At 41.5% G+C, this 12,794-nt stretch carries 6 protein-coding genes; 2 read left to right on the top strand and 4 right to left on the bottom strand.

Annotation, left to right across the window (positions count from 1 at the left end; all coding sequences use genetic code 11):
• Positions 1–3 precede the first annotated feature (3 nt).
• Positions 4–3,000: a T9SS type A sorting domain-containing protein gene (locus HUW48_RS11660; protein ID WP_182415837.1), complete on the bottom strand. Its 2,997-nt coding sequence runs from the start codon at positions 2,998–3,000 to the stop codon at positions 4–6.
• A 440-nt stretch (positions 3,001–3,440) separates the two neighbouring features.
• On the opposite strand from HUW48_RS11660, the gene HUW48_RS11655 reads away from it, so the two are divergent.
• The gene (locus HUW48_RS11655) at positions 3,441–6,083 is read left to right on the top strand and encodes a DUF7133 domain-containing protein (RefSeq protein ID WP_182415836.1); all 2,643 of its coding nucleotides are present in this window, start codon (positions 3,441–3,443) and stop codon (positions 6,081–6,083) included.
• Positions 6,084–6,224: 141 nt separating this feature from the next.
• Here the strand turns inward: HUW48_RS11655 and HUW48_RS11650 are convergent, their stop codons facing one another.
• The 3 genes from HUW48_RS11650 to HUW48_RS11640 all read right to left on the bottom strand — a co-directional run bounded on the left by HUW48_RS11650 (position 6,225) and on the right by HUW48_RS11640 (position 11,433).
• The gene (locus tag HUW48_RS11650) at positions 6,225–6,371 is read right to left on the bottom strand and encodes a hypothetical protein (RefSeq protein ID WP_182415835.1); all 147 of its coding nucleotides are present in this window, start codon (positions 6,369–6,371) and stop codon (positions 6,225–6,227) included.
• Between the two features lie 96 nt (positions 6,372–6,467).
• Positions 6,468–8,645 (bottom strand): TonB-dependent receptor, encoded by a 2,178-nt coding sequence (locus HUW48_RS11645; protein WP_182415834.1) that lies wholly within the window; start codon positions 8,643–8,645, stop codon positions 6,468–6,470.
• A 520-nt stretch (positions 8,646–9,165) separates the two neighbouring features.
• A complete protein-coding gene (locus tag HUW48_RS11640) occupies positions 9,166–11,433 on the bottom strand; it encodes a heavy metal translocating P-type ATPase (protein ID WP_394368462.1) in 2,268 nt (755 codons plus the stop codon).
• A gap of 187 nt (positions 11,434–11,620) precedes the next feature.
• On the opposite strand from HUW48_RS11640, the gene HUW48_RS11635 reads away from it, so the two are divergent.
• A complete protein-coding gene (locus HUW48_RS11635; RefSeq protein WP_182415833.1) occupies positions 11,621–12,703 on the top strand; it encodes an exo-alpha-sialidase in 1,083 nt (360 codons plus the stop codon).
• The last annotated feature ends 91 nt before the right edge of the window (positions 12,704–12,794 follow it).

Raw genomic sequence — 12,794 nt, 5'->3', positions numbered from 1 at the left:
TTTCTACTTAGTTAAGAGTAGCTTTACTTGCTGGTTTTTAGTAGCCGTTTGAAGTTGCAGAAAATACATGCCCGTCGATTGATTACCCGCTTGCCAGTTTACCTCATAAGTTTGATTAGCTGTTGCTTCCCCCTGATATAATGTAATTACATCTTTTCCTTGGCTGTCATAAACTTTTAACCTGACGGACTGGGTTTTGGATAATGAAAAATTGATTTTTACTTTTTCTTTACTTGGATTGGGGTAAGCCATTAAATATACCTGACTGGTAAGATCAGCGGATTCTTCAATTGGATTTACTTTCTTTGCAAAAGCTAAAGGAGCTTCTACTAATTCAGATGCTACCTTCACCAGCCAGTAATCGGTTCCACCCTGACTAGATTGAGTCCGGTCCCCGCTTACACCCGAGGCGGACTTTCCGGCTAACAGCAAACCACCATCATTGGCCTGGATCACGGCGCGCAATTCTTCGCCTCCGCTGCCACCATAACGTTTGTCCCACTCGAATTGTCCATCCTTATTAGTTTTTACGATCCAATAATCGCCTAAGCCTTGGCTATTCTGGCTTTTGTTACCACTCTTTTCAGAGTACGATGTTCCAGCCAGTATATATCCACCGTCGTTAGTTTGCGTGCTAGCACGGAGTTCTTCTTCTTTAGCCCCACCAAAACGCTTATCCCAGATTTTTTTGCCTGTGCTGGTTACTTTAATTAACCAAAAATCTTTGCCACCTTGGCTGTTCTGAGTTTTATCCATTCCGGCAGGAGAATTGCTTTGCCCCGAAATAAAGTAATCATTACCCGTCCGGCCTAAAGAGTATGCTTCATCGTTACCGCTCCCTCCGTAAGATTTATCCCATAGTTTAGTGCCGTTCTTATCCAGACTAATCAGCCAAAAATCATTGCCGCCCCGGCTTTCTTCGCTCTTATCTCCATTTTTACCCGAAGCAGAACTACCACCTAATAAATAGCCATCATTGGAAGTGGATACTATGCCGCCCAAAGCTTCGTCTAAGTTACCGCCAAAGCGTTTGTCCCAAATTTTAGAACCTGAATTATTAATTTTTACTAACCAAAAATCGTTCTCACCCCGGCTATCTTGACTTTTATCACCATTGGATGGCGAGTTGCTGTTACCTACTAACAGGTATTCGCCGGAGGCGAGTTGAATAACTTTCTTCAATTCATCGAAACCAGAGCCGCCGTAACGCTTATCCCATTGTTTTGCGCCATTATTGTTGATTTTTACAATCCAATAATCACGATTACCCCGACTAGGCTGGCTTTTGTCGCCGCCACTACCCGAAAGAGAAGAACCCGCTAATAAATAGCCTCCATCTTGGGTAGGAATAATGCGATTCAGGTAATCATCGCCAGAACCACCGTACCGTTTATCCCATATTTTTTTACCATTTTTATCGGTTTTTACAATCCAATAATCGTTTTTACCTTGGCTATTTTGCGTTTTATCCCCACCATTACCTGAATTGGAATAACCACCGGCTAGATAACCCCCGTCCGACGTTTTAATTATGGTAGTAAAACCCTCGTTACCATTACCGCCATAACGTAAATTCCATTCGGCAATGCGGGGTTGATCGTCTTTTAGCTTCACTAACCAGAAATCAAAACCGCCTTTTGAGGCTTCTGATTTATCGTTGCTTTTGCCTGCCGAAGAAGTACCTCCCAGAAGATAATCGCCCTCATTGGTTTGTTGGAAAGCAGTTAAATAATTTTCACCAGCCGCTCCGTAAGCTTTATCCCATTCTTTAATGCCGTTGGCGCTTATTTTTACTACCCAGAAATCTGTAGAACCTTTATTTGCCTCCGTTTTATCGTTATTTTTGCCTGACTTAGAGTTACCTCCTAAAATAAAACCCGCATCCCTAGTTTGCTGAAGAGAGTATAAATAATCACTATCATTTCCCCCAAATGCTTTGTCCCATTCTTTCGTGCCGGTTGCACTTAGTTTAATTACCCAGTAGTCAAAGCCACCTTTAGAGGCTTCCGATTTATCGCCGCCTTTTCCTGATATGGAGTGCCCTCCCACAATATAGCCACCATCATTGGTTGGTTGCAAAGATTTTAGCCTGTCATTATCATCGCCACCCAAAGTTTTATCCCATTCTTTGGAGCCGGCAGCGTTTAGTTTCACTATCCAATAATCGGTGGTGCTGCATCCATTTTCGGCACAATCACCTTTATTAATTTGGGTTTTATCACCGCTTATGCCCGAAGCAGAAGTACCTCCTAATATGTAACCGCCATCCTGGGTTTGCCGGAGAGAGTACAAATTATCATAACCGTTGCCTCCTAATGTTTTATCCCATTCTTTGGTGCCATTGGCGCTTGTTTTTACCACCCAAAAATCATAGCCTCCTTTAGAACCTTCGGTTTTGTTTCCGCTTTTGCCCGAAGAAGAATATCCTCCCAATACATACCCACCATCACTTGTCTGCTGAATGACAGTTAAATAATTTTCATTATTGCCACCAAAGGTTTTATCCCATTCTTTACTGCCATCGGCTTTTAATTTAACTATCCAGTAAGCGCTATGACCTGCACTAGCTTCGGTTTTATCGCTGCTTTTACCTGAAAATGAAGTACCACCCAAAATATACCCGCCATCCCGGGTTTGCTGAAGTAAAGCTAAATCATCGCTGTAATTGCCGCCATAAGTTTTATCCCATTCTCTGGTGCCATTCGCTCGTAGTTTTATAATCCAATAATCAGTATAGCCTTTGGCAGCTTGGGATTTATCCCCACTTATGTTCGAAGAAGAATACCCGCCCACAATGTAGCCACCGTCCCGGGTTTGTTGAAGGGAGTATAAATCATCATAACCGCTGCCACCTAAGGTTTTATCCCAGATTTTAGTTTGAGCGAAGCTAATGGTGCATAAGTTGCCAATAAGTAACAAGATAGTACACAGGCAGCGCCAATTATACCTTTCTACCTGATGGGTTTGGATCAGGAAATAACGATAAAATCGTGGTTTCATAAATGTTTTACTTTATGTGATATTACTATTGGATGGAAATCAGGAATTACTAAAGCGTGGTGACTTAAGAAACTAATACCTTACGCGCAGTAGCCAGTTGGGAGAGTAGCTAAAAATAGAAATTTAAATATAGAATGCAAAAAGATATTTATGAAATGCAATAAATATTTATAGTGTAAAAGCCACAATTTTGAGCTGTACTATTAATAAATTTTAATTATTAATTCAATCTCTGAATTTCTAAATTAAATAGTATATGATATTCTAGAGGTGAGGTAACTAATTCTTGTTCAACAATTCTCAAATTTGATAATTTGCGACTTCTTTTGGGTAGAATGATTGAAATGAATAACTTTGATTAATGTATTTTACTTGTACTCACCAGACTTTACCGGGATAAATTTCTCTACAAAATTCTTTTATTTCATAATTAAATAATCATGTTAAGAATTTCATTAAGTTTCTTTTATGTTATTTTAATATCTCTTGGTTTAATTAGTTTCATCCGGCAACCAGATGTATCTTCTTCCAAGGTACCTAATTCCACCTTAGTTATTCCTCAAGAAGGGCCGGCCGATTTAAAAATTACCAATTTTGCCGGTCCAGATTTAACACCTAGTCCGGCCTGTTTGGCGGTAGCACCAACTGGAGAAGTGTATGTGGGAGTGGATATGATTGGCTCCTTGGGTAAAGATCCAGGAAAAGGCAGCATTGTGCGCTTAGTAGATAGCAACAATGATGGCACCGTAGATCAGCACACTACTTTTGCTCAGGTAGATAATCCCCGAGGTATTATTTCGGTAGGTGATCAAGTTTTTGTTTTGCATACTACTTTTTCCAAAGAAACCGGGAAAGCCAGCGGCATGGATTTAGTAGTTTTTGAAGATAAAAACCACGATGGAGTGGCCGATGGTTCGTCTAAACCGCTTATTCAGGGTATTAGTAATCCTAAATTTTTACAAAGCCGTGGTACCGACCACGCTACCAATGGTATCCGGATGGGCATTGATGGCTGGATTTACATTGCCGTAGGCGACTTTGGATTTCATGATGCCGTAGACCGGTCCGGTAAAAAATTAACCATGTTGGGGGGCGGTATTGTGCGGGTGCGGCCTAATGGTACCGAAATGGAAGTATACACCCATGGCATGCGCAATATCTACGACGTAGCCATTGACCCGTACATGAATATATTTACCCGCGGTAATACCAACGACGGAGGAGGCTGGAACATTCGGTTTAGTCATCAGATTCAATCCGGAGAATACGGTTATCCGGTGTTGTTTCAACATTTTACCGATGAAATTATTCCGGCACTCGTAGATTTAGGTGGCGGTTCCGGAGCAGGTTCTTTATTCCTAGACGAGCCAACCTGGCCTGAAAAATATAACCGTGTTCCGCTTATGGCCGACTGGGGACGCAGTATGTTGTACGTGCACCGGGTAACACCAGATGGACCTAGTTTTCGGCAGAAAGACGAAGAATTTATAAAATTACCCCAAATAACCGATGTGGATGTAGATGGTTCCGGCCGAATGTATCTTTCGGCTTGGGATGGTGCCGGATACTCCGGTAACCCCGCTAAAGGTTATGTGGTGCGGGCAGTACCGGCCAATTGGACTTACAAACCATTTCCGGATCTGAAAAAAGCATCTGTTAAGCAACTGGTTAATTTACTAAAATCTGAAAGTGCCGTGGCTCGCCTATACGCGCAGCAGGAACTGCTTACCCGGCCCGCTAAAAGTACCACTAAAGCTGTCTGGAAAATGGTGGCTGATAAAAGTTTGCCTTTGTATGCCCGGGTAGCTGGCCTGTATACCTACACCCAAGCTACCGGCGAAAAAGGAAATGCCGATTTAGTAAAATTAACCCATGAAAATGATATGCGAGAGTTTGCCTTGCGAGCACTCAGCGACCGGAAGACCCACATAACCGGTGTACCAGTTGAACCTTTCCTGAAAGGTTTAAAAGATCCATCTATACGTGTTCAAACGGCATCCATAATAGGTTTGGGTCGTTTAGGGAAACCGGAGGCTATACCTGCCTTGTTGCAAATTAAAGTGCCCGCTTCTTTTGTAGCTCCAGCCAAAGATGTTGAAGGGCCGCATGCTACTCCTAATTCAACTATAATTCCAGCCCATTTCGCTATGCGGGCTTTAGTAAGTTTAAATGCGGTAGATGCCTGCGTTAACGCAATTGGTACTGAAAATTCTACACTTGCGCTTTGGACTTTGCGGTACTTCCACGACTCAAAGGCAGTGGATGGTTTAATTAAGGCATATGGACAAGCAAAAGACGAAAATCTAAAAAACCAAATATTGGTTACTTTGTCGCGGTTGTACAAAAAAGAAGCGCCTTACGATGCTTCCTGGTGGTGGGGTACCCGACCCGATTCGCATGGTCCTTATTATAAAGGAATAACCTGGGAGGCTTCACCTAAAATCGAAAACTTCTTAAAAGAACAATGGAGCAAAGCCGATGCCTCCGATAAACAACTTTATGCAGATTTGAACAGCCGCCACCGCATGGGCATTACTGAATTTGGCGGGGAAGATTCTTTAGCCGCGAAAGACGACATTAAAGTAGATCTGGAAAAAATCCGGAATCAGAAAGGACAAATAGGAAAGTCTTCTATTGAAGATGTAATGTTAGCCATTGCTAAAATTAAAGGAGATCCGGTGGTGGGTAAAGGTCTTTTCACCCGTCAAGGTTGCGTGGCCTGCCATAGCATTAAAAAAGGCGAAGTTCTGAAAGGACCTTTTATGGGGCAGATAGGTTCGATCATGAACCGGGAGCAAATTGCTGAATCCGTATTAAAGCCCAACGCCTCCATCTCGCAAGGTTTTGCAACTGTTACTATTTCCGCTAAAGGAGGAAAATCGTATACTGGGTTTGTTTCGGAAGAAACAGCCGACAAAGTAGTGATGCGCAATATTGCCGGAGAAGTTTTTACCATAAAAACCAGCGACATTATATCGCGCAAAGAAATGGAAACCTCCATGATGCCAAGTGGCCTGGCCAACGCATTATCTTACGAAGAATTTGCCTCCCTCATTACTTTTTTATCCGAACAGAAGAAGTAATTTGTTTAAGTTAATATTAATCAACTTTATAGGTTTAAATTTCCTTTTGAATATAAGTAATAGAAAGTAAAAGAGCCAGCTTGTTTAAACAGGTTGGCTCTTTTGTTATAATAAATGGAAATTCTAAAAAGGCTGAATACGTTAATGAATGCCCAATTTAGCATATTGATACAAGTTTGGCTGAGGAGAGCCTTTTAGCGTTTCGGTGCGGCGCAGCAGCCTAGTGCAACGGAGTGAGCCAAGGTTCGCTAAACCGTCCGAGAGAGCCAAACGAGGCCCGCCGGCCATGAGGCAAAACTTGAAATATCAAACAAGTTAGCACCGCTGCCTGGAGACGGGAACCGGCTCCAAAAACTAACCGTTAATAAGCCGTTTACTTGTAACTTAAAATAAATTTAACTTAACACCTCCATTCACTACAAACCCATCCAGTGGGGCATAGATATCCCGGAAAGTTGGATTGGTAATGCTGCCAGTATAAATGCTATCGAATCGGGTTTGCCGCACATCCAGGAAATTCTCGAAGTTGAGGTACAAAGAAAACTTTTGGAATAATTTTTCGGCCATAATTCCGGAAATTACATAAGATTTACCCGTGGTACCATCTGTTAGTTTTTGTTTGCTAAAATAATAAGACTCTAAACCGATTTTCCATTTATCTTCCGCCTCGTACATTAATACGGCATTAATGCGGTGTTTGGGAGTTAAAGGATTTATGGTTTTACGTTTACCTTCGTGAATAATAGTATGCGTGAAAGTATAACCTAAAAACATATTAAAATCTTTATAGCCTATTTTAAAGTTTGTTTCCGTGCCTTTCGTGTCCAGGTGACCCGGTCTGTTTTGCAAGATATAGGTATTGTTGCCAAGCGATTGCAAGGCTAATGGATGATCTAAAAAGGTGTAAAAGAATAAATGGTTCACATTAAAGCTGATAGCTTCCTGGGCAAAAGAAGTTCGGTACGTAAAATCCAGGTTGGTGCCATAACTGCGCTCTAATTGATTGTTCTTCGGATTTAGAGGCAAAATTCCGCGATACTGCAAGCGTTCGGTTTCTTCGGTAAAAATAGTAGGAGCTTTGTAGCCAAATCCACCGCCTAGCCGCGAGGTAAAATTAGGTTTTATTTTAAAAAGGGCTGATATCCTTGGGAGCCAGGCAAAGCCGTAATCCACCACATAATCACTCCTTAACCCTGTTTCCAGGTGCAGCCAGTTTTCTACTTTCCACGTATTCTGGACAAAAGCTCCTATAGTAGTTTGCTTGTAATTGCGCAAAGTAAAACTATCTGCTTTACTTTCCCGGAAGTTTTCCGTCCATAAATTTAAACCCGCTACCCAATCTGATTTTTCGCGGGAGTAAGCATAAGTAGCTTCACTAAAGGTATTTACCTGCTTGCCGTTAAAGGAATACTCCGGAATTTGCAAGTCCCGGTTAAAGTAACTAATGCTGTTTTTAAAATTTATTTTACTGGCAGAATTTAATTGATGATTAAAAGCAAGCTGCGTTGAAGAGCGCTTGGTTTTATTCTCTTCATAATACGAATGGTTATTGTTTCTTTCGCCTTTTATGTAATGGATATCGCCACCCAACCGGTTTTCGAAAACCGTATTTATCCCAAAATTTAAATTTGTTTTGGTTGAGGGATACCAGAAAATTCTTGGGTTAAAAGTATAGCGTTTAAATTGAGGAATAGCCGATAAATCCGAGTGGGATGGATCATAGGCAAAATTACTGTTTCGGGCAGCGAATACCGTTACTCCTACCTTTTGCCATTTTTGTCCATAAAAACCATTTACATCCAGGCCGCCCGCCGTAGTACCATTTAGTAAAAAGCGGAGTTCGGGTTTTTGCTGCGGGGTTTTGGAAATAAGATTTACTAAACCGGCAATAGCACCGCCGCCGTACAAGGTAGAACTGGAACCCTTCACAATTTCTACTTGCTTTAAATCCAGGGGAGGAGTTTGCAACAAACCCAAACCACCCGCATAACCCGAGTACAACGGAAAGCCATCTTTTAAAATTTGTGTATAGCGCCCGTCCAACCCCTGAATGCGGATGCTGGCATTGGCCGAAGTAGCCGACGTTTGCTGGGTTTGTATACCGGTACTTTCGCTTAATATCATGCGGATGTCGCCGGGTTTCATATTAGCTTTTTCTTCGAGTTCTTCCCCGGCTATAAACTCTACCCGGGTAGGAATATCCTGGATGGTCCGGGAACTGCGAGTAGAAGTTATTTCTACTGTTTCCAATTCTTCGCCGGTGCTGTGAAGCAGAACAGTAATGGGTTCGGAATTGGTTAAGGGAAAAGAAAATACCTGATTAATTTCGGTGTAACCTACGTGCGAAAAACGAAAAGTAAAAGTGCCGTTGGGTATCCCGTTTATAATTATTCGCCCTTGTCCATCCGAAGAAGCTCCCAGGTTGGTGTTTAGAAGAACAACTGTTGCTCCAATTAAAGGCTCTTGCGTTTCGGCATCTTTTATGTAAGCATTTAAAGTATTTTGACTGTAGGCAAAAGTGGTACATAGCCACGCCCACAGAAATAGAATTACAATCTTCATTTCTTTAAAAAGTAAAAAAGTTTTAAAAAGCAGCCAGCTTTACTCACCATTAGTAAGTAGCTGACAATTAAGAAAAGAAGAAGAATAATTTAGGCGGTTGCCAGATAGCAGCAGAATAACTTGAAACAAATTCCGGTTTAAACCAAGTAGGGGTTTGCGTTTCCGGAAAAGTAATTAAATTTAGTTTAAAAGTTAAAGTAGAAAAAGTAAATCCATTGCAACTGGAGCAACTATAAAAAGGGGAACAAAAACCAGCTTCGGAACTAGAATTAGAATTTTTACCCTTGGTTTGTTCTGATTTGGGCTTTTCATTTGGGCAATTATCAGCAAGGCAACAAGGTATAGTTGCTAGGAGCAATACAAAAACCGATAATAGTAAAGCCAGCGTTTTCACCGCACAAATATAGCTCGTTTAATTTCATATCTTCACTTAAGATGGTAGTAAAGAAAAATTCAGCCTGGTAAATTTCCTAATAGTCAGTGATCAGGAAATTCATCAGGCAGAAAAGTAATTTTTATTTTAAAGCTTTTTTGCTTTTAGCCTTAAACTATTAGCAACTACTGATACCGAACTTAATGCCATTGCTGCCCCCGCAATCATGGGGTTTAGCAAAAAACCAAAGGTTGGATAGAGAATACCGGCCGCTATAGGAATACCGATCAGGTTGTAGATAAAAGCCCAGAATAAATTTTGCCGGATGGCTAATACAGTTTGCCGCGACAATTTAATAGCTTTTGGTAATAATTGTAAATCCGATGTAATGAGTGTCATTTTGGCTACGTCAATGGCAATATCCGAGCCTTTTCCCATGGCAATGCTCACATCGGCCTGAGCCAGGGCTTGCGAATCGTTAATGCCGTCGCCGACCATACCTACTACTTTCCCTTGGTTTTGCAGCGATTTTACAAAATCGGCTTTATCGCTGGGCATTACTTCGGCTTTAAAATTAGTAATTCCAACCTGATGCGCTACTGAAGCCGCCGTACGGGCATTATCGCCGGTGAGCATGTATACGGTTATACCTTGTTCCTGCAAAGTTTGAATAGCCTTGGCTGACGTTTCTTTTATTTTATCCGCAATGGATACCAGGGCAACTACCTGCTGTTCTTCAGAAAAATAAATAATGGTTTGAGCCGCCTCGGCCCAGGTAGTAGCTAAGTCGTTAAACTCGGCTGGTATTTTAATTTTTTCAGAGATCATGTAGGACAAACTGCCAATCCGATACATTTTGTCTTGCCAAATAGCTCGCAACCCTTGGCCGGTAATACTATCAAAATTAGCTAACGAAACAGTGGTAATATTTTTTTCACGTAGGTTACGTACAATAGCTTCGGCTAAAGGATGTTCCGATTGCTGTTCCATGGTGAGCAATACAGATTCTAAAGCCATTTGCCGCAGTTGTACATTTTCCGCCCAAATTAAGTTGTTCACTACAGGTTTGCCCTCAGTAATGGTACCGGTTTTATCCAGCACTAAGGCGTTTAATTGGTGCGCTTGCTCTAAACTTTCCGCATCTTTTATTAAAATACCTAATTCGGCACCTTTGCCTATTCCCACCATTATTGCCGTTGGGGTAGCTAAACCTAAAGCGCATGGGCAGGCAATAACCAATACAGTAACAAAAGCCAGCAAACCTTGGGTAAAACCATTATCACCGCCTAAAACAAGCCAAATAATTAAGCTAAGCAGTGCCAGACCAACTACTACCGGTACAAATATTCCGGCAATTTTATCTACCAGTTTTTGTACCGGAGCCTTGGAACCTTGGGCTTGCTGTACCAATTTAATAATTTGAGCCAGTAAAGTATCGCTACCTACTTTTTGAGCCACAAACCGGAAACTGCCTTTTTGATTTATGGTGCCGGCAAATACATTATCATTCATTTGTTTACTAACCGGAACCGGCTCCCCGCTAATCATAGATTCATCCACGTAAGAAGAGCCCGCTGTAATCTGGCCATCTACGGGTATTTTTTCACCCGGACGAACCAGTATTAAATTCCCTGTTTGAATGTCGGCTACAGGTACTTCCCGTTCTTGGTCGTTTTCTATTAACCATACTGTTTTTGGTTGTAAGCCAATTAACTTTTTTAAAGCCGATGAAGTATTCGATTTCGCGCGTTCTTCTAATAATTTTCCGAGCAGAATAAAAACAATTATAAAAGCAGCAGATTCAAAATAAACGTGCGGGTGCAAACCCCGGGCGTACCAAAACTCGGGGTATAGGGTATTAAAAACGCTAAAACCAAAAGCAGTACCCGTACTTAAGGCTACCAGCGTATCCATATTAGCTTTCCCGTGGCGGGCTTGCCGGAAGGCGTTAATAAAAAAGTTTCGGCCAAAAATAAAAAGCACGGGTGCACTTAATACCAACATTAACCAGTTACCATAAGGCAAGTTCATGAAAAACATACCCACTATAACTAAGGGCAAAGTAAGGATTGCCGCCAGAATGGTATTTCTTTTTATGGTTTGATAATGATTTTGCTGCGCTTGTTCCTGCTTTTCCCGGGCATTTTCAGAGTCAATAATTAAATCGTAACCAATAGATTTAACAACTTTTCGCATATCAGCTAAGCGAACTTTTTCCGGGTCATATGCTACCTGCAACGTTTGGGTGGCATAATTTACATTGGCATTTATTACCCCGGGAGTACTGGCTACCATTGATTCAACGCTAACCGCACAGGCAGAACAGGTCATACCGGTAACGGGCAGCATTACTTCTTTAGGTATATCTTTATCCGTTAGAACGGAAGTTGGCGAAGGTTTACTAATTGTTTCCATAAGAATAATATTGTACTATTATTAACACAAAGGTAGCCCAACATCCTGCCCGAACCGTTACAGAATTTTACTAAATAGTAATAAGATTATGCTTTTTATAAAAGTGAAAACCTTAACTTAGTTGATTGATACAGGTAATTTACGCCTCTTTATAGCAGAATTGGTTACTGAATTGATTACACTTAAAATGCACAATCAAAAATTCTCCCTAATAACGTTAGGTTTACTTCTAACGGCTTCCGGTATATTCTTCAGTTTTAATAAAAAAGAAGCGCCGGCTATTGTTACCGTAAGCACTTTTGGTAAACAGCCGGTAGTAACGGTAGATGCAGCTAACACGATTAAAGTGGTATTTGGGCAGGAAGAAGAGGTATTTTATACTACTTCCAGCAATAACGGCCAAACGTTTACGCCACCACAAAAAGTAGGAAAACAAAAACAATTGGCTCTCGGAATGACCCGTGGCCCGCAAATAACTACTACCAAAGATTATACAGTAATTGCTGCCGCTGCGCACACGGGTAAAATACTAGTTTACCGTTTAAAAAATAACGATACCAAATGGAGTGAGCCCGTTAATATCGTTGATCGGGATACAACGGCGAAAGAAGGTTTTGTTGCTTTAGCCAGCGGAACAGAAAATACCCTACATGCTGCCTGGCTGGACTTACGATTGAGTAAGAAAATCAATATTTTTACGGCTACTTCAAAAAATGGGGGAAAAACCTGGTCGAAAAATAAACTGGCTTATGCCGCGCCCGAAGGTGGAATATGTCCTTGTTGCCGGCCTTCTATTACCGCCGATACCAAAGGGAAGGTGTATATTATGTTCCGTAATGAATTAAATGGTTCTAGGGATATGTACCTGGTAACTTCTTCTGATAACGGACAAACTTTTGGCCCGGCTAAAAAATTAGGTATGGGAACCTGGGTATTAAAGGCTTGCCCCATGGATGGCGGTGCTTTAGCTCTGAATAAACAAGGTAACCTGGGATCAACCTGGCGACGCGAAAACACGGTTTACTACGCCGAACCCGGCACCATGGAACAGAAAATAGGAGAGGGCCGGGCTAGTTCTTTGGTAAAAACAGCTAAGGGTAACTATTTTGTTTGGCAGCAAGGAAATCAAATTGTAGCGCTTGCCCCAGGTAAATTGAGTCCGGAATCAATCGGCACCGGAACCTACCCGCGTTTAGCCGCTTTATCTAACCAGCAAGTTTTAGGTATTTGGGAAACAAATGGAAAAATTGTGGGCAGGCTTTTACCGTGATTATTTACTAAATTAAGATTTTTCCACTTTTCGGTTTAGTCCGGTAATCAATTCTAAAACTATTAAAGTAAGTATTTCTAATTTGGCTATG

It is taken from the genome of Adhaeribacter radiodurans (assembly GCF_014075995.1).
GTDB lineage: Bacteria > Bacteroidota > Bacteroidia > Cytophagales > Hymenobacteraceae > Adhaeribacter > Adhaeribacter radiodurans.
The sequence above is the reverse complement of the archived record's forward strand: the minus strand, read 5'-3'. Positions and strand labels throughout refer to the sequence as shown.